The sequence below is a fragment of the Serratia sp. OS31 genome (genome assembly GCF_014164835.1).
Classification (GTDB): Bacteria; Pseudomonadota; Gammaproteobacteria; order Enterobacterales; family Enterobacteriaceae; genus Serratia; species Serratia liquefaciens_A.
Window position 1 is genome coordinate 1 of sequence record NZ_JACJFQ010000023.1, and the last position, 24,602, is coordinate 24,602.

The 24,602-nt window shown below is 55.8% G+C and carries 23 protein-coding genes and 1 pseudogene; 14 read left to right on the forward strand and 10 right to left on the reverse strand.

From position 1 onward, the window contains the following. The 3 genes and pseudogenes from H5P17_RS18070 to H5P17_RS18080 form a co-directional block, all read right to left on the reverse strand. Nucleotides 1-267, reverse strand: a pseudogene (locus tag H5P17_RS18070) (transketolase); the annotation flags it as partial. Nucleotides 268-284: 17 nt separating this feature from the next. Beyond that, a complete protein-coding gene (gene tal / locus H5P17_RS18075) occupies nt 285-1,235 on the reverse strand; it encodes a transaldolase (protein ID WP_182824412.1) in 951 nt (316 codons plus the stop codon). Nucleotides 1,236-1,530: 295 nt separating this feature from the next. Further along, nucleotides 1,531-2,124, reverse strand: coding sequence for a lytic polysaccharide monooxygenase (locus tag H5P17_RS18080; RefSeq protein WP_044552811.1), 594 nt, complete (start codon nt 2,122-2,124; stop codon nt 1,531-1,533). Between the two features lie 406 nt (nt 2,125-2,530). Between H5P17_RS18080 and H5P17_RS18085 the strand changes: the two genes are divergently transcribed. After that, a complete protein-coding gene (locus H5P17_RS18085; protein ID WP_182824414.1) occupies nt 2,531-3,472 on the forward strand; it encodes a LysR family transcriptional regulator in 942 nt (313 codons plus the stop codon). A 95-nt stretch (nt 3,473-3,567) separates the two neighbouring features. On the opposite strand, the gene H5P17_RS18090 is transcribed toward H5P17_RS18085, so the two are convergent. Further along, nucleotides 3,568-5,067, reverse strand: a complete 1,500-nt coding sequence (locus tag H5P17_RS18090; RefSeq protein WP_182824416.1) for a glycosyl hydrolase family 18 protein — start codon at nt 5,065-5,067, stop codon at nt 3,568-3,570. A gap of 296 nt (nt 5,068-5,363) precedes the next feature. On the opposite strand from H5P17_RS18090, the gene H5P17_RS18095 reads away from it, so the two are divergent. The 5 genes from H5P17_RS18095 (at nt 5,364) to maeB (ending at nt 9,339) form a co-directional block, all read left to right on the forward strand. Further along, nucleotides 5,364-5,690, forward strand: coding sequence for a phage holin, lambda family (locus H5P17_RS18095; RefSeq protein ID WP_044552806.1), 327 nt, complete (start codon nt 5,364-5,366; stop codon nt 5,688-5,690). After that, nucleotides 5,680-6,081 (forward strand): M15 family metallopeptidase, encoded by a 402-nt coding sequence (locus H5P17_RS18100; protein WP_044552804.1) that lies wholly within the window; start codon nt 5,680-5,682, stop codon nt 6,079-6,081. Before H5P17_RS18095 ends, H5P17_RS18100 begins: the two co-directional genes overlap by 11 nt. Further along, the gene (locus tag H5P17_RS18105) at nt 6,078-6,461 is read left to right on the forward strand and encodes a DUF2570 family protein (RefSeq protein WP_044552803.1); all 384 of its coding nucleotides are present in this window, start codon (nt 6,078-6,080) and stop codon (nt 6,459-6,461) included. The genes H5P17_RS18100 and H5P17_RS18105 overlap by 4 nt, the downstream gene beginning before the upstream one ends. After that, a complete protein-coding gene (locus H5P17_RS18110) occupies nt 6,445-6,615 on the forward strand; it encodes a hypothetical protein (RefSeq protein ID WP_182824496.1) in 171 nt (56 codons plus the stop codon). Before H5P17_RS18105 ends, H5P17_RS18110 begins: the two co-directional genes overlap by 17 nt. 444 nt (nt 6,616-7,059) lie before the next feature. Then, nucleotides 7,060-9,339 (forward strand): NADP-dependent oxaloacetate-decarboxylating malate dehydrogenase, encoded by a 2,280-nt coding sequence (gene maeB / locus H5P17_RS18115; protein ID WP_182824418.1) that lies wholly within the window; start codon nt 7,060-7,062, stop codon nt 9,337-9,339. A 48-nt stretch (nt 9,340-9,387) separates the two neighbouring features. Here maeB and mmuM read toward each other — a convergent pair whose 3' ends face one another. Together mmuM and mmuP are read right to left on the reverse strand one after the other, a co-directional pair. Beyond that, the gene (gene mmuM / locus H5P17_RS18120; RefSeq protein WP_044552793.1) at nt 9,388-10,326 is read right to left on the reverse strand and encodes a homocysteine S-methyltransferase; all 939 of its coding nucleotides are present in this window, start codon (nt 10,324-10,326) and stop codon (nt 9,388-9,390) included. Beyond that, on the reverse strand, nt 10,316-11,725 hold the full coding sequence (mmuP, locus tag H5P17_RS18125) for an S-methylmethionine permease (protein WP_182824420.1): 1,410 nt from the start codon (nt 11,723-11,725) through the stop codon (nt 10,316-10,318). The genes mmuM and mmuP overlap by 11 nt, the downstream gene beginning before the upstream one ends. A 194-nt stretch (nt 11,726-11,919) precedes the next feature. On the opposite strand from mmuP, the gene H5P17_RS18130 reads away from it, so the two are divergent. The 4 genes from H5P17_RS18130 (at nt 11,920) to H5P17_RS18145 (ending at nt 18,370) form a co-directional block, all read left to right on the forward strand. Next, complete coding sequence (locus H5P17_RS18130; RefSeq protein WP_182824422.1) at nt 11,920-12,759, forward strand: ChaN family lipoprotein; 840 nt, start codon at nt 11,920-11,922, stop codon at nt 12,757-12,759. 138 nt (nt 12,760-12,897) lie between these two features. Beyond that, a complete protein-coding gene (locus H5P17_RS18135) occupies nt 12,898-13,662 on the forward strand; it encodes an energy transducer TonB (RefSeq protein ID WP_255477953.1) in 765 nt (254 codons plus the stop codon). A gap of 77 nt (nt 13,663-13,739) precedes the next feature. Next, complete coding sequence (locus H5P17_RS18140; RefSeq protein ID WP_182824426.1) at nt 13,740-15,872, forward strand: S9 family peptidase; 2,133 nt, start codon at nt 13,740-13,742, stop codon at nt 15,870-15,872. Between the two features lie 257 nt (nt 15,873-16,129). Next, a complete protein-coding gene (locus H5P17_RS18145) occupies nt 16,130-18,370 on the forward strand; it encodes a TonB-dependent receptor domain-containing protein (RefSeq protein WP_182824428.1) in 2,241 nt (746 codons plus the stop codon). Nucleotides 18,371-18,541: 171 nt separating this feature from the next. On the opposite strand, the gene H5P17_RS18150 is transcribed toward H5P17_RS18145, so the two are convergent. The 3 genes from H5P17_RS18150 to amiA all read right to left on the reverse strand — a co-directional run bounded on the left by H5P17_RS18150 (nt 18,542) and on the right by amiA (nt 20,874). Beyond that, nucleotides 18,542-18,997, reverse strand: coding sequence for a YaiI/YqxD family protein (locus H5P17_RS18150; RefSeq protein WP_182824430.1), 456 nt, complete (start codon nt 18,995-18,997; stop codon nt 18,542-18,544). Further along, complete coding sequence (gene hemF / locus H5P17_RS18155) at nt 18,997-19,917, reverse strand: oxygen-dependent coproporphyrinogen oxidase (protein ID WP_182824432.1); 921 nt, start codon at nt 19,915-19,917, stop codon at nt 18,997-18,999. The genes H5P17_RS18150 and hemF overlap by 1 nt, the downstream gene beginning before the upstream one ends. Before the next feature lie 69 nt (nt 19,918-19,986). Continuing rightward, nucleotides 19,987-20,874 carry an N-acetylmuramoyl-L-alanine amidase AmiA gene (gene amiA, locus H5P17_RS18160; protein ID WP_182824434.1) on the reverse strand — a complete coding sequence of 296 codons (888 nt, stop codon included), beginning with the start codon at nt 20,872-20,874 and terminating at the stop codon, nt 19,987-19,989. A gap of 205 nt (nt 20,875-21,079) precedes the next feature. Here amiA and H5P17_RS18165 point away from each other — a divergent pair, with 205 nt between their 5' ends. Further along, nucleotides 21,080-21,505 (forward strand): GNAT family acetyltransferase, encoded by a 426-nt coding sequence (locus tag H5P17_RS18165; RefSeq protein ID WP_020828005.1) that lies wholly within the window; start codon nt 21,080-21,082, stop codon nt 21,503-21,505. A 42-nt stretch (nt 21,506-21,547) separates the two neighbouring features. On the opposite strand, the gene H5P17_RS18170 is transcribed toward H5P17_RS18165, so the two are convergent. Continuing rightward, complete coding sequence (locus H5P17_RS18170; RefSeq protein WP_044552785.1) at nt 21,548-21,946, reverse strand: YgiW/YdeI family stress tolerance OB fold protein; 399 nt, start codon at nt 21,944-21,946, stop codon at nt 21,548-21,550. A gap of 171 nt (nt 21,947-22,117) precedes the next feature. Here H5P17_RS18170 and H5P17_RS18175 point away from each other — a divergent pair, with 171 nt between their 5' ends. From H5P17_RS18175 to H5P17_RS18185, 3 genes are all read left to right on the forward strand, one after another. Next, nucleotides 22,118-22,582 (forward strand): DUF2919 domain-containing protein, encoded by a 465-nt coding sequence (locus H5P17_RS18175; protein WP_044553037.1) that lies wholly within the window; start codon nt 22,118-22,120, stop codon nt 22,580-22,582. A gap of 156 nt (nt 22,583-22,738) precedes the next feature. Beyond that, a complete protein-coding gene (locus H5P17_RS18180) occupies nt 22,739-23,323 on the forward strand; it encodes an RpoE-regulated lipoprotein (RefSeq protein ID WP_044552783.1) in 585 nt (194 codons plus the stop codon). Between the two features lie 241 nt (nt 23,324-23,564). Further along, on the forward strand, nt 23,565-24,464 hold the full coding sequence (locus tag H5P17_RS18185) for a Dyp-type peroxidase (protein ID WP_044552782.1): 900 nt from the start codon (nt 23,565-23,567) through the stop codon (nt 24,462-24,464). Nucleotides 24,465-24,602: the final 138 nt, after the last annotated feature.

Here is a 24,602-nt window from a genome sequence, read left to right on the forward strand (position 1 = left end):
GTTTTCCAGCTCGCTCATCGGCAGGTCGTAGCCGGTGAGGTGCAACAGGCTGTAAATCAGCATGGAGCCATGGCCGTTGGAGAGGACGAAGCGGTCACGGTCAGCCCAGTGCGGGTTGGTCGGGTTGTGGTTCAGGTAGTCACGCCACAGGACTTCGGCGATGTCCGCCATGCCCATAGGTGCACCCGGGTGGCCGGAATTTGCTTTTTGAACGGCGTCCATGCTGAGTGCGCGGATGGTGTTGGCAAGCTCTTTACGAGAGGACATGTTTTACTCCAGAGTGATTACAGTTCAGCGACCAGCATGTCTTCCAGCTTTTGCTGGTCAACGGCGAACAGGCGGATACCTTCGGCCAGTTTTTCAACGGCCATGGCGTCCTGATTATGCAGCCAACGGAATTCGGCTTCGGCCAGCGGGGCAGGCTGATGGAAGGCTTCGGTGGATGGCGTCAGTTTGCGTTCTACCGGTTGCTCGCTTTGCTTGAGCTGCTCCAGCAGGTTCGGCGCGATTGTCAGACGATCGCAACCGGCCAGTGCCAGGATCTGCTCTACCTTACGGAAGCTGGCACCCATGATCACGGTCTGATAACGGTGCTGCTTGTAGTATTCATAAATGTTGCGCACCGATTTCACGCCCGGATCCTGCTCTGCGTCATAGTCTGTTGCAGGCTGTTTGGCCTGATACCAGTCATAGATGCGGCCGACGAACGGGGAAATCAGGAACACGCCGGCTTCGGCACAGGCGCGGGCCTGGGCGAAGGAGAACAGCAGCGTCAGGTTGGTGTTGATGCCTTCTTTTTCCAGTTCTTCGGCGGCTTTGATGCCTTCCCAGGTGGAGGCCAGCTTGATCAGAATACGCGACTTATCAATACCTTGTTCCTGATACAAGCCGATCAGCTTGCGCGCCTTGGCTACGCACATGCCACGGTCGAAGGACAGGCGGGCGTCCACTTCGGTGGAAATGCGCCCCGGCACGCTTTTGAGGATTTCGACGCCGATGTTGACCGCCAGTTTGTCGCTGGCGTTGATCAGCTGGGTTTCTTTATTGCCGCCTTGCTGGCGGGCATAGTTCAGGGCTTCGAGGATCAGTGGCTTATATTGAGGCAGCGCAGCAGCTTTCAGGATCAGGGAAGGGTTGGTGGTGGCGTCTTGCGGTTCGAACTGGCGGATGGATTCGATATCGCCGCTGTCGGCTACCACCGTGGTTAGCTGCTTGAGTGCGTCTAATTGGTTCATTAATAAGCTCCTTGACCAAACGTCAATGTAGGGAAATGAGAACGTTTTTCATCGTAGGCTGAACACACTGCATCAGATGTCCGATGATTAAAATGCGCTTTTTCTGATTGTTGCGATGGATAAGAACTATGGATCCCGAAACGAGCCAGGCAGGGCGCGGTTTTGCAGCCGCTTACCGCACCTGGGAAGGCGCTGTCAGTATGGGCTGAGCGAGGGGAAAAAGATGTGGCATAGCGCACTCGCAATAAAAAAGGGTTCAGCACCTGGCTGAACCCTGTGGTATTTCCCTTCCTTATTATTTGGTCAAGTTAACGTCAATCGCCTGATAGAAGGCATTGGTCGTGTCTGCTACATCCCACACGGCGAGGATCACGTGCGAACCGCTACGGTCTGCCGGTATGTTGCACTGGTGGGTGACCTGCGCGGCGGGAATGGCGCCGCCGTCGTTCTGTTGACAGAACGGCGTCAGGTCAAAGGACGCACGGGTCAGCGGCTGCGACGCGTCCCAGTTTGGTTTGGTAATGAAATAACGCCAGCTGGTGGTGCTGTGGCGGGCGGTCAGTCTCCAGGTGAAGGAGTTGGCGCCGGTGTGCAGATTGATCTTGTTCCAACGGGTTGGCGTTTGCTGATCCAGTTCGAAGAAGGTGGATTTGTCGGCGCTGGCGATATGCCCATCAGCCGGGCCCGCCTGCGGGAAGCCTTTCAGCCCTTCAACGCTCTGCGGTTCATATTGCACGCTGCCGCATTGGGTATTGAGCTGCAGTTTGCACTGATAAGCGCGGCTGGCCGGTGTTTCGACGTAGCCGTGGGCGGCTGCCTGTTGCGATACGCCAAACAGCGCGGCGCTCAGCAGGCCAAGAGACATAAGGGTACGGGAAGTATTGTTCATAAGTCACTCCTGACTGAAGTTGTATTGTAAGTTGAGATTATTTTCACCGACGAAACGAGAGGTTATTAAAAATTTTTAAAACATCATTCTCGGCGGCTTGTTTTATTTTTACCCTTAGTCTCGGCTGTCAGGGTAGAATGTTTTATAGGCTATTAACTAAAATTATTATGATGATTGTCTTTTATTTCTTGATTGAATTTATTTAAACGCTACTGTCTAAAAAAACGGCGTCATGATGAATTTTATTTAAAGTATTGATGAATAGTCTTTCAGATGATGCGCTGCAATATAGAGTATATTGCTTGTGGTTTTGCTTACTCTTGTGTGACTTGAACGACTTTTACGCGCCAACCACTTGGGAATTTAGTGTCATTTTTTTCTTATTTTATGTCAAAGAGGAATTTGTATGACTAGATTATCCCTGGATGCGATTAAAATAATCAGCACCATCAAAAGTACCGGTTCATTCTCAATGGCGGCGGAGGCGTTGCATAAAACCCCTTCGGCGATATCTTACCGGGTTTCCAATATTGAAAGTAAACTCTGCGTGAAACTTTTTCATCGTAATGGCCCGATGATTACCCTGACGGATGAAGGGGAATTCCTGCTGCAGGAAGGGAGCTGGATTTTAAATGCGGTACAGGATCTGGAGAGTAGGGTAAGAAACATCCCAAAGTTCGATAATAATATCCGCATCGTGGTTGATAATTTCTTTCCGCTGGAAACGCTCACCCAGGATATCCGCGACTATATCCAGCACAGCCCGAACGCCAACATTTCCGTGCAGCGTGAAGCGCTCAATGGCACCTGGGATGCGTTGAAGAACAACCGGGCAGATTTGATTATCGCCATCGGTCAGATCCCGGACAGCGTGCAGGCCAAGACGCTGATGCTCGGCAAGCTGAATTTTGTCCTGTGCGTTTCCCCTTCTCATCCCTTTGCGGCACAGAAAAAGCCGGTGGATAAAAACCAGCGCTTGAACGATATCGTGGTGGGCATTGCCGACAGCAGCCACGAACTGCCCAAGCGTAACCACGGCGCAATGCCGTTGCAGCGCCAACTGATGGTATGCGACGTCGAGAGCAAATTGGCGCTGTTGAAGCGGGGTATCGGGCACGGCTTTTTGCCGCCGGCGCTGATAGAAAAAGAGTTGGCCAGCGGCGAGTTGGTGACGGTGCCCGTCGATATGCAAAAAGGCGACGAAATGATTTGGCTGGCCTGGCATCCGGCCAGCAAAGGGGCCGGTTTTAGCTGGTGGCATGAGCGGCTGACGCGCAAAAGCGATGTCTTCAGCCTGATGGGACGGGAAGTGATACGTGATGGGGGTTATCCTTGGTGTAACAACTGAGGGAGTGACCACGAAGGGATGCGAAAATTAAACGATTAAAACAGTAAAAACCCCGTCGCCATCAGCCACGGGGTTTTTTATGTCGTCGCTTACCGTTACGCCACGCGACCCACTTTCAACCAGGCGGTATCGGAGCCCGGCACGGAAGTGATATAGCCCCACTTGGCCTGCCAGACATAGCCCAGATAGGACACCAATGCCCCCTGATTATAGGTGGTACCGGCAACGTAGGCCGGGGCGCTCATGACGGGCAGATTACCTGGGCCGACGCCGGTATAGCGCAAGCCGGTGCCCATATCCAACTGGCTGTCGTCATAGTCCGGTGCGTTGAAGTAACGATCCAGTGAGGCCAACAGATCGCCATTGCGGTTGTCCTGACCCAGGTGCCAGAACATCACGCCGCCCAACTGCTGTTGTTTGATGTACTTCGCCTTGTACTTGAAACTTTCGGCGTCGTCATAGGTGACGAACAGGCCCTTGGCCGCGTGGTACAGGTATGGCGTTTTGGTTTTATCGTTCCACAGGCGCTGATAGCCATAGTTGCCCAACAGCATTTGCTCCAGCTGCCGATAAGAGGCGATGCGCGGATCCTTGTCGCGGACGCACTCTTCGCAGCCGACCAGCCAGTAATCGGTACCAGGGAAGGGATCTTCCCCCGGCGTGCTGTGGCTGCTGTACTGGCCGCCGTTAGTGGCGCTGACGCCTTTGAACGCCCGGCCGTAGAACGGCACGCCCATGACGATTTTGCTGCTCGGCACGCCTTCCAGCATCAGATGTTGCTGTACGGCGGCGTCTACCGTCAGGCTGAACGGGCTGGGGAAGGCGCGGGTCAATTCTTCCCAACTCCAGCCGAGATTGGCTTCACGCAGCGCGTTATAGAAGGTTGGCCCTGCGCTGTCGCCAAACAACCCCGCCTGATGGTTGGTGATTTTCTCCCATGGACCGGCCAGATCGTAAGTCATCAGGTTAATGTAATCGAGTGAGGCGACGATCTGCGGCAGCTTGCTGTAGTAACGCGACAGGAAGAACGCGCCGCCGGCACCGGCAATGGTCAGTTGATAAGGCAGCGCCTGGCGGCCGTCGGTCTGGGTCTGCTGATTAAGCAGGGTGCGGATTTCCTGCAGCGCGGCGACAAAACCGTCGACCTCGCTGCTCTGCGGGTATTCCCAGTCAATGTCTACGCCGTCAAAGCCATAGTCTTTCATGATGCGGACGCAGGATTGGGCAAATTTGGTTCGTGCCGCCGGGGTTTTGACCGCGTTGACATAGTTGGCGTGGGACACCCCCAGATCGTTGGAGTAATACCAGCCGCCGATGGAGAACATGATGCGCAGATTCGGATTATGCGCCTTCAGCGCAGTCAACCGGCTAACCACATCGCGCGCCTTGGCATCGTTGGTTTCCGGATCCCAGGCGCACTCCAGATTGCTGTTGATGTCGAGGAACGAGAAATTAATGTGGGTCAGTTGCCTGGCCTTGGCCGGTGTAATATTGGACACCGGGAAAGGTACGATTGAAGTATCGGACTCGGTATAGTGATTAATTTGGTTGGTAGGAATGAAATAATAACCAATAACGGCTTTACGTTCTGACATGGTATTTCTCCAGGGTTAAGGTTTTTGTCATTGAGAGTGAATCTCCCGCCGCTATTAATGTTTATTTCCCGAGGAAAGAGAAGTCGAAAAAAATCACAGTAAAGATGAATTTTTTATCGACCCATGCCGTTATTTGATTGGCGGCTGTTGTGTCAGGGTTGAGCGTGAATGAATTTGACTTTAGAGGCTGTATTTATTCATTTGCTTTGTTATAGCATCCTTCACTAGATTCTGAAGGTACCGATATTTCACCGGCCGTGATTGGCGTTTAATTAAAATAAAATAGGAGTATAGCTATGTCCAGCTTAGAGCCAGACGCTGTTGGCTTAATTATCCAGCGAGCATGTGAATATCTTCAGCCGGTGATGAATGCCATTTTGGCAGGCCTCATGGCGTTATTACACGGAGCGTATCGCAATGTCGGTATGCGGCGGCGGTTATTAAATGCAGCTATGTGCGCCTTATTGGCCTGGACGGTGCGCGATGCGCTGGCGCTGACCGGGCTGGAATTAAAATGGGCGAACCTTGCCAGCGTACTGATTGGTTTCCTTGGGGCTGATTATATCAGCGCATTAATTAAAAGATTCATTGGCAAAAAAACGGGGCTTAAAAATGATAAATGAAATTGAAGACATTCGTTTTACCGCACGCAGCGAGACGAATTTACTGGGCGTCCACCCGGATCTGGTGCGCGTGATGCGGCTGGCGCTGCATTATTCGCTGGTGCCTTTTTCCATCACCGAAGGGCGGCGCAGCATGGCGCGTCAGCGTGACCTGGTGCGCGGTGGGCAAAGCCAGACGCTGAAAAGCCGCCATTTGACCGGCCACGCGGTGGACGTGGTGGCCATGCCTGCGGGCGTGGTGTCCTGGGAGTGGGACTACTACGCGCAAATCGCGGTGGCGGTCCGTCGCGCAGCGCGAGAGTGTGCGGTTGCCGTTGAGTGGGGCGGGGAATGGAAGACGCTGAAGGACGGGCCGCACTTCCAGCTTTCCTTCAGGGATTACCCCGCATGAGCGGCTGGCTGAACAGATTGGCGCAGGGCGGATTGCTGCTGCTGTTGTTGGTAGCCATCTGCCTTGGCGGCTATAGCTCACTGTTGTCGCACCGGCTGGAGCTGGCGCGGCAGCAGGCGGGAGAGCAGCAAAAGACCCTGGCACAGCAAGCGGGGTTGATTGCCACGCTGCAAACCCAGGATGCACAGAATCGCGCGCTGATGGCGGCCCAACAGCAGCAGGAGCAGCAGCTGCGGCAGCAAAGCGATGTTTATCAGAGGAAATACCGTGAAGCGATTAAAAATGACGCCTGCGCTGGGCAGCCTATGCCTGGCGCTGTTATTGAGCTCCTGCGCCCAACCGCCGCAGCCGGCAGTACCGGTGGTGCTGTTACCCCCTGAAACGGTGTTTATCCCTTGTGAACAACCGCAGCTGCCGGGCAATACCTGGGGGGATGCGCTGAGTTATACCCTGGCGCTACAAACCTCGTTACAAATTTGCGCAGGCCGGGTGGCCACGCTGAATGCCTGGCGCGCCAAACTGCCGCCGCACTGACGGCAGTGTTTTTCTTCTTCGTCCTGTGGTACTTCTTTTTTTACTTTTATAAAACTATTTCGATCAAGGTTATGGCCCGCTTCAAAGTTTGTGACGTTTCTCTCACTATACTTAAAGGCTGTGCCCTGCCATTGTACGTGAGCGCCGCTGGCGGTCATTTGAACGCGCAGCAAGGCGCGAGTCGTGAGGTTTGGTGGGCCAAATAAGCGACTCGTAACACAGATGCGCGTTCAAATGGCCCCAGCCCTTCGGGTCGCGCCCCAAAAGCCCGTACTCCGCGTTGTCGGGTTTGAACATAGGCCCGCTATGCTCTGCTCCCTCCGCCTTGATTACGGGCTTTTGGGTCTGCGACGGCGCCACGGACAATGACAGGACGCAGCCTCATAGCCCCATAGCTTTACAAGCCTTACCTCAACATAAAAGCAAAAAACATAGGAACCTACAATGGACGAACAGCTCAAACAGAGTGCGCTTGATTTCCACCAATATCCGGTCCCAGGGAAGATCCAGGTATCCCCCACCAAACCACTGGCAACGCAACGCGATCTGGCGCTGGCCTATTCGCCGGGCGTCGCGGCACCTTGTCTGGAAATTGCTGCCGATCCGCTGGCGGCCTACAAATATACCGCGCGCGGTAACCTGGTGGCGGTGATTTCCAACGGTACGGCCGTGCTGGGCCTGGGCAATATCGGTGCGCTGGCCGGTAAGCCGGTGATGGAAGGGAAAGGCGTCCTGTTCAAGAAGTTTTCCGGTATCGACGTGTTTGATATCGAAGTCGATGAGCTAAACCCTGACAAGCTGATCGACATCATCGCTGCGCTGGAGCCGACCTTTGGCGGGATTAACCTGGAAGACATCAAGGCGCCGGAGTGTTTCTACATCGAGCAGAAACTGCGCGAGCGGATGAAGATCCCTGTCTTCCACGACGATCAGCACGGTACCGCGATCATCACCACTGCCGCAGTGTTGAATGGCCTGCGGGTAGTGAAAAAGAATATTTCCGACGTGCGGCTGGTGGTTTCCGGTGCCGGTGCTGCGTCGATCGCCTGTCTGAACCTGCTGGTGGCCCTGGGGCTACGCCAGCAGAACATTACCGTCTGCGACTCCAAAGGGGTGATCTACAAAGGCCGTGACGCCAATATGGAGCAGACCAAGGCGGCTTATGCGATTGAAGATAACGGCCAGCGCACGCTGGGTGACGCTATCCCTAACGCCGATATCTTCCTCGGTTGTTCCGGCCCGGGTGTCTTGACTCAGGATATGGTGAAAACCATGGCCAGGGATCCGTTGATCATGGCGCTGGCCAACCCGGAACCGGAAATCCTGCCGCCGCTGGCGAAAGCCGTGCGCCCGGACGCCATTATCTGTACCGGCCGTTCCGACTACCCGAACCAGGTAAACAACGTGCTGTGCTTCCCGTTCATCTTCCGCGGTGCGCTGGATGTAGGGGCTACCACCATTAACGAAGAGATGAAGCTGGCCTGCGTGCATGCGATTGCCGATCTGGCGCTGGCCGAGCAAAGCGACGTGGTGGCATCGGCCTATGGGGATCAGGATCTGTCATTTGGCCCTGAATACATCATTCCCAAACCTTTCGACCCGCGCCTGATTGTTAAAATTGCTCCGGCAGTGGCCAAGGCCGCGATGGAGTCTGGCGTGGCGACGCGTCCGATCGAAGACTTCGATGCCTATATCGAGAAACTGTCTGAATTCGTCTACAAAACCAACCTGTTCATGAAGCCGATCTTTGCCCAGGCGAAGAAGGAAATGAAGCGGGTGGTGATGGCGGAAGGCGAAGAGGAAAGGGTACTGCACGCCACTCAGGAACTGGTGTCGCAAGGCTTGGCCTATCCGATTCTGGTAGGGCGCCCGAGCGTGATCGAAATGCGCCTGAAAAAACTCGGTCTGCAGCTGACGCCGGGTAAAGATTTTGAAGTGGTGAACAACGAGTCCGACCCGCGTTTCAATGAATACTGGGGCGAGTACTACCAGATCATGAAACGCCGAGGCGTTTCGCAGGAGCAGGCGCGCCGAGCGGTGATCGGCAACCCGACGCTGATTGCCGCCATCATGCTGCATCGTGGCGAGGCGGATGCGATGATCTGCGGCACCATCGGCAGCTATCACGAGCACTACGACGTGGTCGAAAAAGTGTTTGGCTTCCGTGAGGGCGCCCATGTCGCCGGGGCGATGAACGCGCTGCTGCTGCCAAGCGGCAACACCTTTATCGCCGATACCTATGTCAATGACGATCCGACGCCGGAGCAACTGGCGGAAATCACCCTGATGGCGGCGGAAACCGTGCGTCGCTTCGGCATTGAGCCGAAGGTGGCACTGTTGTCCCATTCCAGCTTTGGTTCTTCCGATAACCCGGCGGCCTGCAAGATGCGTAAAACGCTTGAGCTGGTAAACCGGATGGCACCGGAGCTGGAAATCGACGGCGAGATGCACGGTGATGCCGCGTTGGTTGAAAGTATTCGTAATGACCTGATGCCGGACAGCCCGCTGAAAGGCTCGGCCAACGTGCTGATCATGCCGAACATGGAAGCGGCGCGTATCAGCTACAACCTGCTGCGCGTGTCCTCTTCCGAAGGGGTTACCGTAGGGCCGGTGCTGATGGGAGTAGCGAAACCGGTACACATCCTGACGCCAATCGCCTCGGTGCGCCGCATCGTCAACATGGTGGCGCTGGCGGTTGTGGAAGCACAGACCGAACCGTTATAAGCCTTCGGCATTAAACCGCCCCCTGACGCCTTGGCGCAGGGGGCTTTTTTATGCCTTGCAGAGTGCCGCGATCTGGCGAATATCCTTTGGCGTAGTCCGGCAGCAGCCGCCAATCAGCCGTGCGCCGATGCGTTGCCATTCTCCTACCTGATCAATCAGGCTGCCGTGCTCACCGCCGCAGGCGTGCCAGGTTTTGCTCACCGCGTCGTAATGCTCGCCTGAATTTGGGTAGACCAACAGCGGTTTGTCGGTCAGCGCGGCAAACTGGCGCAGCGCCGGGGCCACATTTTCCAGCGCAATGCAGTTGATGCCAATCGCCAACGCCTGCGGATTGCCGTGCAGCGCTGCCAGCACCTGCGTCAGCGGCGTGCCGTCGCTGAGGTGTTGGCTGTCGCGCAGGGTGAAGGCGAACCAGGCACCGAGCGTCGGGAATTCTTGCAACAGCGTGAGCAACGCCTGCAGCTCGCTGAACGAGGGCAGGGTTTCACAGGCCAACAGATCTACGCCGGCCTCGGCCAACGCACGTATGCGTGGGCGGTGGAAGGCGATCATTTCTTCCTGCGGCAATGCGTAATCGCCGCGATATTCAGACCCGTCGGCGAGATAAGCGCCATAGGGGCCGATCGAGCCGGCGACCAGCAAGGGCGTTGCCTGTGGGTGCTGAGCCAGATAGTCGCGGCGCGCCTGCTGCGCCAGGTGCACGCTTTTGGCGATCAGCGCCAGTGATTGAGCTTGATCCAACCCCCGGCGCAAAAAGCCCTGCGGCGTGGCCTGATAGCTGGCGGTGATGGCGCACTGCGCCCCTGCGTTGAAATAGTCGAGATGAACCTGATAAATCAGCTCGGGGTTTTCGATCAGCACCTTGGCCGACCACAGGGGATCGCTGAGGTCACAGCCGCGAGCCTCCAGTTCGGTCGCCAGCGCGCCGTCAAGAATCAGCGTGCCGTGGGTGGCCAACAGCGTGGCGACGGGGTTGTTAACCGACATGATTTTCTCCCAAAGATGTTTTTTGCCCGCTGCGGCGGGTCAGATAATAGGCGGCGTAGCACAGTGCGACGAACGGCAGCCCGCAGTAAAGCGCGATGCGCTGCTCCGGATCGAACGCCAGTCCGATACAGGCCAGCAGGCACAGGGAAAAGCCGACGATCGGCGTTAACGGATAACCCGGCGCGCGGTATTTCAGGCCGGAGATCGGCTGGCCGCTGCGCAGATAGTGGCGGCGGAAAGCGTAGTGTGAGGCGCAGATGCTCAACCAAACCGCCACCACCGCAAAGCCGGAAATGGCCGACAGGGCGACAAACACCGTGTCCGGCGCAATCACGCTGGTTAACAGCGCCAGTACGCCGCCAAGCATGCTGAAGGTCAGCGCATTGATCGGAATGCCGCGTTTATTGACGCGAGAAAAATAGGTCGGCAGGGTGCGCTGGTTGGCCAGCGACCACAGCATGCGGCCCGAAGCGTACAGGCCTGAGTTGGCGGCCGACAGGATGGCGGTCAGGATGACGAAATTAAAGATATCGGCGGCATAGGGCACGCCGATGCGTTCAAACACCAACACAAACGGGCTTTTGACAATCCCGGCCTGATCCATCGGGATCAGCGCAGCCAGAATAAACACCGTGCCGACAAAGAACAGCATCAGGCGGATCACCGTAGTGCGTATCGCCCAGGGCACCACCTTTTCCGGATTTTCGGTTTCGCCTGCGGCAATGCCGATAAGCTCCGTGCCCGAGAAAGCGAAGTTGACCGCCACCATCGTCATCAGGATCGGCAAGGTGCCGTTGGGCAGCCAGCCTGAGGCGGTCAGGTTATGCAGGAAGGGGGCCGGGGTGCCGTCTTTCATCGGCAGCAGGCCAAACATGGCTGCTCCGCCGAGGATGATAAACGCCAGAATAGTGATTACCTTGATCAACGAGAACCAGAATTCGCTCTCCGCGAAGAAGCGAGTGGTGACTACGTTGAGCAGGAAAATGGCCGCGCAGAAGATCAAACACCACAGCCAAACCGGCGACTGCGGGAACCAATACTGCATGCAGAAACCGGCGGCGGTCAGGCTTGAACCGAGTGCGACTGTCCAGGTGAGCCAATAGAGCCAGGCCACGGTATAACCGGTCGCCGGACCAAGGTAGCGGGAGGCGTAAACGTGGAAGGCGCCGGTTTCCGGCATCGCCACCGAAAGCTCGCCCAGGCACAGCATGACCAGATAGACCACCAGTGCGCCAATCAGATAGGCCAGCAGGGTACCCAGGGCGCCGGTAGTGGAAATGATATAGCCGGTGTTGAAAAACAGCCCGGTGCCGATCACGCCACCCAGCGACAGCATCACCAGGTGCCGGGCCTTCATGGTGCGTTTGAATTGCCCTTCGGCGGGGACAGGTGAGTGCATGGTATTTTACCCGTATAGACGTCTAAGCTGCTAAATGGCTATTGGTTATACCCGCAATACCTCATGAAATCAATGCGTGTTCAGGGATCCTAAAGTAAAAAAATAGTTATCGATGTCGCAGGAAATGGGGTTCTCTATATGCAAATGATAATTATTATCTATAATGTCGCCACTTTTTATGACAGGGCAGCATCATGAGACTTTTGATTTTATTGGCCGCGCTGGCGCTCGGCGCCTGTAGCCAAACCCCGGTTTCCTCGCCAAAAAATACCCTTGATAGTTTGGGCAGAATTACGGATTTACGCAGTGGAGAAAGCCTGTCACCTGACCAGCTTCTGGCCCGTTTGGCCGCTCAACCCCGGGTCATCGTCGGCGAAAAACACGATAACCCTTATCACCATCAGATTGAGCTGTGGCTGGTGCAAAACCTGCCGCAGCAGCGTCCCCAGGGCAGCGTGCTGATGGAAATGATTAACCCGAATCAGCAAGACAAAGTTAACCAGGTGAAACAGTGGCTGCAGGGGGAGCCCAGCGTTCGTGACGGACGCGTAGCGGAGTTGATCGGCTGGCAGTCGGGGTGGAAATGGTCACTGTACGGCGATGTGGTCATGGCGGCGATGCGTGCACCCTATCCGCTGTGGTCGGCTAACCTGGATCGCGATGAAATCATGGCTTTTTATCAGCAGCCAAGTTTCCCGCTGGGCCAACTGTCGGTGCGTCCGGTGGTGCAGAAAGCGCTGGAAGAAACCATCCGCACTTCGCACGGCGGCAAGATTGAACCTCAGCAATTGCATGCGATGCTGGCGATCCAACAGCAGCGCGACCGACGCATGGCTGAACGCTTGCTGGCCGCGCCCACTCCCGCGCTGTTGATTGCCGGTGGCTACCATGCAGCAAAATCCGTAGGAGTGCCACTGCACGTGCAGGATTTGCAACCGGCTGCGTTGCCAACGGTACTGATGCTGGCGGAACCCGGTGTGCAGGTCGATAAACAGGTGGCCGATTACCTGTGGATCACCCCGGCAGTAAAATGAATGTGTTAAGGCAGTGAAAAGGGCTGTTAATAATAATTACAAATGATTATCATTAGCAAATGTGATCTGCAATCATTCGCAATTAAGTAATCTAATGTCCCTATGCTAAGTCAGTCTTTCTCTTTTTCGGCCCCTGCGATGCCGCAACCAAGCTGGGCGCGCGGTTTTTTGTGCGCTATCGCGGCACATGTGGCGCTGGTGCTGTTGTTTTACTGGCTGCCACGGTCGCTGCCGCCTATGTCATTGCCGCCTCCGGCGGTGATGATGAGCTGGGCCGCGCAGATTGAAGCGCCGGAAAGCCCCAAACCCTTACCCTTAGGCATACAGCAGGCGCAATCCTCCGCGGCACAGCCGGCCGAACAGCAGGAACAACCCGATTTGCCGAAGTTGGCGCGGGCTGAAAACACCAAGATTGCCGTGGCTGAAAAAAAGCGAACTGAACGGCGACCGCCGCAGAAAGTCCAGCCAAAGCCGGAGGAGCAGGCGAAAGAGACTAAACGTGCTGCCGCTTCCAGCGCCGCCGCACCGAAAGCGTTGAATATTGCCCAGCAGGCGGCGGCGCCGCTGAGCAGCGATTCTGCCAGTCAGCTGCAGGCCAAGCTGTCGTGGGAAAGCCAGGTAAAGGGGCAGTTGAATCGCATCAAGCGTTATCCGCCAGATGCGCAGCGCCGTCGCCGTAGCGGCATGCCGCAGGTGACCTTCACGGTGGATGCGCTGGGGCGGGTGTCTGATTTGAGATTGCAGGCGTCGTCAGGCACCGCCTCGCTGGATCGGGAGGCGCTGTCGGTGGTGACTCGGGCGCAGCCCTTGCCGCAGCCACCGGTTGAGATGCTTCAGCAGGACAAGGTTCGGGTGACGATGCCGATTGATTTTAATCTGGCGGCGTTCAACACCGTCCAATAGTTTATGCCGACGGCAGCGGCCTTTTGTTTGCTGAAACAAAAGAAGGCGTTGCCGATGTAAAACCATCGTGAGGGACTATGAAATATCCACTTTTGCCGGAGCGTTGTTGGCGTGCGGCAACCTCTGTCGTGATTTCATTAAGCTTAATGGGCCAGGCCGTTCAGGCGGCACCGCAGGCTCCCAGTGCGGAAATCATCCCGAAAAAATTGACCGCCCAGGGTGAAACCCGGGTGGACGATTACTATTGGCTACGCGACGACAGCCGCCAGAATAAAAAGATGCTGGATTATTTGACGGCGGAAAACCATTACACCGAACAGATGATGCAGCCGTACAAAAAACTGCGCGATACGCTGTACCAGGAAATGCTGGGCCGCATGAGCCCGGAAGATCGCTCGGTGCCTTATCAACTGAACGGCTATCGCTATCAGGAAAGCTATGCGGTGGGCAAGGATTTTGCTCTGTACCAGCGTCAGGCTCTTACCGCCGATGCGCCATGGCAAACCTTGCTGGATGCCAACCAGCGCGCGGCAGGGCAGGCTTACTACCGCGTCGGCGGCCTGGAGATCAGCCAGGACAATCAGCGTATGGCGATCGCCGAAGATTACCAGGGGCGCAGGCAGTACCGTATTTCGTTGCGTAATGTCGACAGCGAGAAATGGGCACCGGAAGTGATTGAGAATACCTCTGGCGACATGGTGTGGGCCAACGATGGCAAGACGCTGTTTTATATTCGCAACCATCCGCAAACCCTGTTGCCGTATCAGGTTTATCGCCATCAGTTCGGCACGCCGGTCGCGGACGATAAACTGGTGTATCAGGAAAATGACGCGGCGTTTTATCTGAGCCTGGCCCATTCCTCCTCCCGCGACTACGTCATTATTACCGTCAGCGGCAACACTACCTCTGAGGCGCGGCTGATCGATGCCAACCAACCGCTGAAAGCGCCGGTGCTGTTTGCCGCTCGCAAGAACGGCCATGAATATTACCTCGACCATTATCGCGGCGAGTTCTATTTGCGCTCCAATCACCAAAGCCCGCATTTTGGTCTGTATCACACCGCAGCGCTCGATAAACCGTGGCAGACGCTGATTGCGCCGCAGGAAAAACGCGAGGTCGAAGGCTTCACCCTGTTCCGCGACTGGCTGGTGGTCAAAGAGCGCGGCGACGGCCTGGTGCAGCTACGGCAAATCAGTTGGGACGGCAAAACCCAGCGCAGCATTCCGTTCGATGACGCCAGCTACATGGCCTGGCTGGGCTATAACCCCGATCCTGACAATCAACACCTGCGCTACGGCTATTCGGCGATGACCACGCCGACCAGCACCTACGAATGGGATCTTGATAAAGGCACTCGTACCCTGTTGAAACAGCAGGAAGTTAAAGGGGTTGATCCCAGCCAGTACCACAGTGAACGGGTATGGATCAGCGCGCGTGACGGTGTGAAGGTGCCAGTCTCGCTGGTCTACAACCGTGCGATGTTCAAACCGGGACACAGTCCGCTGCTGGTGTACGGCTATGGCGCTTACGGCATGAGTATGGATCCGGCCTTCAGCGCCAACCGCATCAGTTTACTGGATCGCGGTTTTGTTTATGCGCTGATCCACGTGCGTGGCGGCGGTGAGCTGGGGCAGAACTGGTATCAACAGGGCAAACTGACCCATAAACCCAACACCTTCAGCGACTTTATCGATGCCACCCAGGCACTGATAAAACAGGGGTACGGCCAACCGGGGCGTATCTACGCCATGGGCGGCAGCGCCGGGGGGTTGTTGATGGGCGCGGTTATCAATCAGGCACCGCAGCTGTATAACGCGGTGGTGGCGCAGGTGCCTTTTGTGGATGTTTTGACCACCATGCTTGACGACAGCATTCCACTGACCGTCGGGGAATATGAAGAGTGGGGCAACCCTAATCAACCAGAAGCCTATGCGCTGATGAAGTCTTACAGCCCCTATGACAACGTGCGCAAGCAGGCGTACCCGAACCTGTTGGTGACCAGCGGCCTGTATGATTCGCAGGTGCAATATTGGGAACCGGCAAAATGGGTGGCCAAACTGCGTCGCTTTAAACAGGGGGATTCACTGCTGCTGCTGGCCACTGATATGACGGCCGGGCACGGCGGTAAATCGGGCCGTCTGACGCGGCTGGAAAATAGCGTCCTGGAATACAGCTTTATTTTGGCGGTGGATCAGAAAGCACGCAAATAACCCTTCTGGCCGCCGGGCAATAAACCCGGCGGCTTATTAAAACGATAAAAAAATAAACACCCTATAGCTTTTAAATTGCAGCTAGGCGGCCAGCTCGCTCATCCCCAGGCGCTTACTTTAGTAAGTAACTGGGGTGAGCGAGTGCAGGTAACAACGCTGCAACTTGAAAGATGACGGGTATATTTACCGTCGATTTTGGCGGGCTTTATGTTGGGCATTGTCGGCCATAAAATCTTTTTGGTTATTTCTGGGGACCTATGAAAATTAAATTACTGGTAAGCCTGATCGGTGCGGGAATAGCGCTGAGCGGGACGGCGACGGCTGCGCAGGATGGGACGGACAATGGCAACGGCAAAGTGGTGTTTAGCCCGTTGAACGTTTCGGCCGCGACGGAAAGCGACCGTAGCGAAAAGGAGGCGTTGGAAAAACCGGGTGCCTTCAGCTCACGAGGGGAAAATAAGAACCTCGAATCGGTAGACAGCATTTTGCGCAGCATGCCGGGCACTTATACCCAAATCGATCCGGGCCAGGGATCGGTTAGCGTCAATATTCGCGGCATGAGCGGTTTTGGCCGGGTTAATACCATGGTGGATGGCATTACCCAGAACTACTACGGCAATTCGCCGAGCGATGCAGCACATGGCGGTTTACCCACCAGCCAGTTCGGTGCGCTGATCGATCCCAATTTTATCGTCGGCGTTGATGTAGCGCGTGGGAATGCAACAGGCTCCGCCGGCGTGAATGCGTTGGCAGGCAGCGCCAACTTCCGCACCCTGGGTGTGGATGACGTGGTGTTTTCGGATAATCCCTTTGGCGTGCGCACCAAATTTTCCGTCGGCAATAACGGCATCGGCCGCAGCGGCATGATTGCCGTGGGCGGGAAAACCAGCGCCTTTGGCGAAGGCGGCAGCCTGGGGGCAATGGCGGCCATCAGCGGCAGTTCCATCACGTCTAATTACAAGAACGGTTCGGGTTTTGACAGCGAAGAATTCAACGTTGATAAAACCTACCGACAGAACCCTAAATCCCAGTTATTCAAAGTCGATATTAAGCCAGACGCTTTTAATAGTATCGAACTGTCGGCCAGGACCTACCAGAATAAAATAACCCGCCGTCATATCGACAGTAATGACTTCTATATTAAATATCACTATGCGCCTTTCTCCGAGCTGATTGATTTTAACCTGACAGCCAGTACCAGCCGCGGTGAGCAGAAATTCATGTCTGACAATATGGCAGGGTTTAGCGACAGCAAGGCGAAAAATATCTCGGACGCGCTGGATGTCAATAACACCAGCCGTTTCAGCCTGCAGGAGGTCGACTTTGCCTTCAGCTATGGTGGCAAGCTGATCCGTAACGAATACAAGAAGCACGCATCCGGGCTGGTAACCGACGATAACCAGGCGGAAAGTTCGTCGGTGGGGATTGCGGGTAAACAAAATATCGCCAGCCTTTACAGTGGCCTGCAGCTTAACTATGGCATCTGGCAGAGCAATTTTGATCTGAACTACAGCTCCTATGACATTTCCGGCTATAAACCGGCCTGTGATGATCGCGTGGCCTGCTTCCCGCAGGGGGCCAGCAATATCAATTTGAAAGAGCACGGTTTTAATCCGTCGGTGCTGTTGTCGGCGCAGGTGACGCCATGGTTGCAGCCGTTTGTCAGCTACAGCAAGTCGATGCGCGGGCCGAATATTCAGGAGGTGTTCTTCGCCAACAGCGGCGGGCAGTCGATGAACCCGTTCCTGAAGGGCGAAACCGCCGAAACCTACCAGGCCGGCTTCAACGCCAACGCTCATGACCTGCTGTTCGAGCAGGACAGCTTCCAGCTGAAAGCGGTGTATTTTGAATCGAAGATCAAAAATTACATTTCCAGCCAAAACTACATGGTGTGCAGCAATCGCGAGAAGTGCAACCGCTCCCAGGCGACGCAGGAAGAGTGGGATAACGCCGATGTGAATGTCGTGATGACCATGTACAGCAATGCTTATGAGCCGGTCAGAATGCGTGGGGTGGAAGTAGAGGCAATGTATGACGCCGGTTTCGCCTACACCAAACTTTCCCTGAGCAAAGAGCACACCAGCCAACCGACCAATCAGGCCAGCAACGAGTTCGGTGCCGGTGACATCAGCGAACTGCCGGAGTTTTATTTCACTTTAGATTCTGGGGTTCGTTTGCTGGACGAGAAACTGACGCTGGGCGGATTGGTCAAATACACGGGTAAAGCGGTGCGCCTGTCGCCAAATTCGGATCGGGACGAAAATGAGCAATTGCTGAAAGAGCCTGCGCCGCATATCCCGACGATTATCGATCTGTACAGCACCTATCAGTTCAACCGTAACCTGCTGTTGAAATTCAGCGTGCAGAACCTGATGGACAGAGACTATTCCGATGCGTTGAACAAGATGAACTCGATGCCGTCCCAGGGACAGGACTTCTCACCGACCAACACCGCCCGCGGCCGAACCTATATCTTCGGCGGGGAGGTGCGATTCTAAGCGGAGTACGGGCGCAATCACTGCGCCCGTTTAGATTGATGGCAAACACCCGAAAAACGGGGTTTTCGGATGTTTGGGGAAAACCTGAAGACGTAATTCTTTGTTTTTATTAGCACTGAAAGCAGAACGTTTGACCGCAAAGGACTTTATCAGCAGGCAAAACGGGCGCAATCACTGCGCCCGTTTTGCCTGCTGCAGCCACTTGTCCAGCTCGTTGGCGAACTGCTGACGATCGCGCTGGTTCAGCGTATTCGGGCCGCCGGTCTGGATACCGCTGGAGCGCAGGGTGTCCATAAAGTCGCGCATGTTCAGGCGCTCACGAATGGTGTCCGGCGTATAGCGTTCCCCGCGCGGATTCAGCGCCACCGCGCCTTTTTCGATCACCTCGGCAGCCAGCGGGATATCGGCGGTGATCACCAGATCGCCTTTCTCGCAGCGGCGTACGATTTCGTTATCCGCCACGTCAAAACCGGCCGCCACCTGCAGGGTGTGGATATGCCTGGAGGGCGGCGTTCTCAGCGGTTGGTTGGCAACCAGCGTTACCGACATGGCGGTACGTTCCGCCGCGCGAAACAGCACTTCTTTGATCACGTTGGGACAGGCGTCCGCATCGACCCAAATCTGCATTATTCCGGCTCCTTCAACCAATCGCGCACCGGCAGGAAGTCACGGTACAACGCCGCTTCCGGGCTGTCTTCCGCCGGTTGATAGTTGTATTCCCAGCGTACCAGCGGCGGCATCGACATCAGGATGGATTCGGTACGCCCGCCGGTTTGCAGACCGAACAGCGTGCCGCGGTCCCAGACTAAATTAAACTCGACGTAGCGACCACGGCGATACAGCTGGAACTGACGTTCGTTATCGCCCCAACTCAGCGCCTTGCGTTTTTCCACGATTGGCAAATAAGCCTCGAGGAAGCCTTCGCCCACCGCCTGGGTAAATGCGAAGCAGGTGGCGAAGTCGGGGGTGTTAAGATCGTCAAAGAACAGACCGCCGATGCCACGCGCTTCATTGCGGTGCTTGATAAAGAAATAGTCATCGCACCACTTTTTGTATTTGGGATACACCTGCTCGCCGAAGGGGGCGCACAGCTGCTCGGCGGTGCGGTGCCAGTGAATGGCATCTTCTTTAAAGCCGTAGAAGGGGGTCAGATCAAAGCCGCCGCCAAACCACCACACCGGCTCTTCGCCCGGCTTTTCCGCAATGAAAAAACGCACGTTGGCGTGGCTGGTCGGGATATAAGGGCTGCGCGGATGGATCACCAGCGACACGCCCATCGCCTGGAAGCTGCGGCCGGCCAACTCGGGACGGTGCGCGGTAGCGGAGGCGGGCAGGGTGGCACCGGAGACGTGTGAGAAGTTGACGCCCGCTTGTTCGAACACCGCGCCGTCGATCAATACCCGGCTGCGGCCACCGCCGCCTTCTTCCCGCGTCCAGCGGTCCTCGTTGAAAACGGCGCCGCCGTCGGCCTGAGCCAGCTGCGTGCAGATGCGGTCCTGCAATGCCAGCAGGAAGGATTTTACTTCTGCGATGGTCGATAAACTCATACGGATTAATTCACAGCGTCTGACTGAACAAGCCGCAGAGTATACCTTTATTCACCGTGGCTGGCAGTATCAGCCGGGTTTTCGTTGGTGTGAATCGTAATAGCTGAAGAAACTGATCACGCCGTCGGCGATGGCGCGGGCGATTTTCTCGCGGAATGCGGTGGTGCCAAGCAGGCGTTCTTCCGCCGGATTGGTGATGAACGAGGTTTCGACCAGTACCGACGGAATCGAGGGGGATTTCAGCACCGCGAATGCCGCTTGTTCGGTGCTGTTGCTGTGCAGGTGATGCACCGGACGGATCTGGCCGAGCACGTGGCGGCCGAGCGTCAGGCTGTTGTTGATGGTGTCGGTTTGCACCAGGTCGAACAGCACCTGCTGCAGATAGTTGTCCTGGTTTTTGTATTTGCCGCCGGCCACGTCATCGGCGGCATTTTCGCGATTGGACAGATAACGCGCCATGGCGCTGCTGGCACCGCGATTGGACAGGGCAAACACTGAGGCACCGGAGGCTTCCGGGCTGGTAAAACCGTCGGCATGGATAGAGATAAACAGGTCGGCCTGATGCTGGTGGGCAATCTCCACCCGCTGAAACAGGGGGATAAATTCGTCTTCTTCCCGCGTCAGGCGCACTTCAACGTGTTCCTGCTCGTGCAGAATGCGACGCACGTGGTTGGCAATCTCCAGCACCACGTGTTTTTCCTGAGAACCTTCTCTGCCGACGGCGCCCGAATCGATACCGCCGTGACCGGGATCGATCATCACCAACCTTTTGCTGCCGCTGGGTTTGGGGGCGGTTTTAGCGTGTTGCTTGCGCAGCATGCCGCCGGTTTCGGCCTTGGCCGTTTGGCTTTTGCTGCCGAGCAGCACCAGCGCCAGGCCGGAAAGCAGTAATTGGCGCCGCGTGGGGGAAACGGAGAGCGGTTTAAAATTGAGGAAGGGATTAACCTGCTTTTTCATAACGCTACGCTCCATCGACAAATTCTATTTTGCGACGTTATATCGTATTGATAATCATTAATCGACCGGATAACTATGTCCATTTATTACGCGGGTTACCGGGGATTTCTGCATTATTGGCCGGGGAAATCGCAGTTTGATATTGCGTAAGTGAATAATCCCGCGATAATCAGATAAACATCTTAATTAACAGCGGCGAACATCGATGGAAATTCGCGTATTTCGACAAGACGACTTTGAAGAAGTCATTACCCTGTGGGAGCGCTGCGATCTGCTGCGGCCGTGGAACGATCCTGAGATGGATATTGAGCGCAAACTGAATCACGATCCGGATCTTTTTCTGGTCGCGGAAGTGGGCGGGGAAGTCGTGGGGTCGGTGATGGGGGGATACGACGGCCACCGTGGCTCGGCGTATTATCTCGGCGTACATCCGGATTATCGCGGACGCGGTATCGCCAATGCGTTGATCAGCCGGTTAGAGAAAAAATTGATCGCACGCGGTTGCCCGAAGATCCAACTGATGGTGCGGGAAGATAATGACACGGTGATCGAGATGTACGAGAAACTCGGTTACGAGATCCAGAGCATTACCAGCCTGGGCAAGCGACTGATCGAAGATCAGGAATATTGAATGTTGTTTTGGGCGGTGAGACTTCACCGCCCAAACTGTGCGTTAAGGCAGTTTTTTAATGGTTTTCACATCGACTTCCACACTGCTCCAGTCCTTATCCACTTTCCCTTCCAGTTGCACTTTATCTTTCGGGGTGATGGTCTGACCGTTCCAGCGTTTTCTGTCGATCTCCACCGTCAGGGTGCCGCTGGCGTCGCGGAAAGTATAGGTGTCGTCACCGACGCGTTGTTCAATGTTGCCTTGCAGCATCACCCAGGTGTCATCACTCATTGATTTGACCTTGTCTACGGTGGTCAACGCGGCGCTAGGGCCGGAGAATCCACCTTGCTGAGCGTTTTGGGTGTGCGTTTGCGGTGCCGCAGGATCGAGGAACCCGCCTTGCTGAGCCAGAACCGGTGCGCTGCACAGAGCAATTAATGCCGCCAGGGTATATTTTTTCATCTTAAGCTTCCTTATCTCAATCTAAAATTAAAGCCCTGCCAATCAGGACTGCTGGTTTGATGGGGTTAAGTAAAGCATGAAAATCTTAAGGGGTTCTTAAGCGCGCGCATTGAAAACAATAAACACGGCACCCATTTGAAAAGTCATCATGATATTGGCAAGGAATCGATGTTGAAGCCACTTCCATCCCGTTTTTCCCCCGACGATTACGATCAGCACGGTGCGTTGCGTTTGCCGCTGTGGTTTTGGGGCGTACTGATTTTACAGGCCCGTACCTGGATCCTGTTTGTGATGGCCGGGGTTTCGCGCCAGCAGGGGGAAGGCCTGCTGTCGCTGTTTTACCCGGATACCCAATGGTTCTGGTATGGCATCGTGCTGGGGTTGCCGGCGGCGTTGGCATTTTTGATTGCTCCGCGTCGTCACCAGTGGCCAAGGCTATGGCGTGCCTGGCGCTGGGTATTGATGGCTTCACTGCTGGCGGCGTTGGGCGGCTCGCTGTTTAGTTTGTGGCAGCAAGACGACAATCCTTCGGCGTTGGACATCGTGCTGGCGTTGCTCGATGCGTTGGCGCTGGCTTACCTGTCGTTGAGTGCGCGTCTTAAGGCCTGTTTCGTTGTACAGGATGAGGCGGGTTAATTGCCGCGCAGTGCGGCACTTTTCTCATTTTCCGCACTCCAAGCTCGCAACCGATGGCGATGCGTGGACAGTTGTGAGAGGCTGGCACGCAACAAAACGCCAAGTGCGGCAGGGCAGAGCAGGCTGTGCCCCGTCATTGATGTTAAGGAGCTAAAAATGAATGTTCGCCCACTGTTGTTAGGGCTTCCGCTGTTACTGACCGGCTGTTCGACGATGTCCAATTTCTCTTGGTCCAGCCTGTCGCCACTTAACTGGTTTGGCAGCAGCCTCGAAGTCAGCGCCAAGGGCGTTGGCGATCTCAACGCCGGTACCCCGATGTCGGAAAGCGCCATTAACGACGGGCTGAACGGCGATTACCGCCTGCGCGGTGGCATGGCCACCAGCCAGGGCAAGATAGTTTCCTACTATCAGGCGATGGACGGCAACGACGTGAAGCTAGTGATCACCGGGGAACCTAAAGGCCACGTGCAGCGCGTGGACGTGATGGACAGCAAAGTCGCGACCGAGTGGGGCAGTAAGCTCGGCACGCCGTTCAGTGATCTGTACAGCAAGGCGTTCGGTGCCTGTAAACCGGCCGACGGCGACGATGCCGGCAAGGTCGAGTGCGTCGCGCAGCAGAGCAAGTACGTCACCTATATCTTCGACGGCAAGTGGGCCGGCCCACAAGACATCATCCCACCGGACGACACGCTGAAAAGCTGGACTGTCAGCAAGATCATCTGGCACGCCAAGCCGCAATAAAACTTCCCCTCGGGGCGTCCGTTGATTCCGCGGCGCCCCTGATTTCTCTGGTTTCCATCCCCGCCGAACGTTAAATCACTGCTACCTTTGGGCGAGATTGCCCGGTTACGGGTAACCCTATTTTCTTTGCGCTGATGCAAGGCAATCCCGTTTTCATCGGGTATGATACTGCGCATTCGTAACAGGAAACCCATGGACAAACAGCTGCCTGTTACTCGATTTCGATTTGAGGATAACGATAATGACCCAGGTTCAGAGCGGTATTTTACTGGAACACTGCCGCTTCGCCATTTTTATGGAAGCCACCGTGCAGGGCGAATTCGCCGATTTACGTCAGGGCTGCAAGCAGTTTTGCCAGACGTTGACCGAGCTGCAACAGCAGTTTCCCGATGCGCATTTGGGCGCGGTGATCGCCTTTGGCTATGACGTCTGGCACGACCTGTCCAGCGGACAGGGCGCTAAAGAGCTGAAGCCATTCACCCCGCTGGGCAAAGGGCTGGCCCCGGCCACCCAGCGCGATCTGCTGATCCACATCCAATCCCTGCGTCATGACGTTAACTTTACGCTGGCTCAGGCGGCGCTGGCAGCGTTCGGCAACGCCATCAAAATTGAAGAAGAGACCCACGGCTTCCGCTGGGTGGAAGAGCGCGATCTGAGCGGCTTTATCGACGGCACTGAAAATCCGCAGGGCGACAAACGTCCTGAAGTGGCGGTCATCGCCGAAGGTGAAGAAGACGCAGGCGGCAGCTATGTGCTGGTGCAGCGTTACGAACACAACCTGCGCCAGTGGCAGCGTTTCACCACCGAGCAGCAGGAGCAGATTATCGGCCGTACCAAGCACGACAGCGAAGAGTTGCCGCCGGAGCAGCGTCCGGAAACCTCACATGTCAGCCGTGTCGATCTGAAAGAAGACGGCAAAGGCCTGAAGATCCTTCGTCAGAGCCTGCCTTACGGTACCGCCAGCGGTAAACACGGGCTGTACTTCATCGCTTATTGCGCCCGCCTGCACAACATCGAAAAACAGCTGCTGAGCATGTTTGGCGATCTGGACGGCAAACGTGATGCGATGCTGCGTTTCAGCCGTGCGGTGACCGGCAGCTATTACTTTGCGCCTTCGCTGACGCGCCTGCTGTCGCTTTAACCTCGCCACCGGGGTCGGCCATGCCGGCTCCGGATTAACTTCCTCCTCTGCCATGCCGCTCCGCCCCTGCCTTATAGCGTTTGATGCTTGAAAATCACTAAACGGTATATAAAAGCGTTACAGCTCCGCACCTAGTTA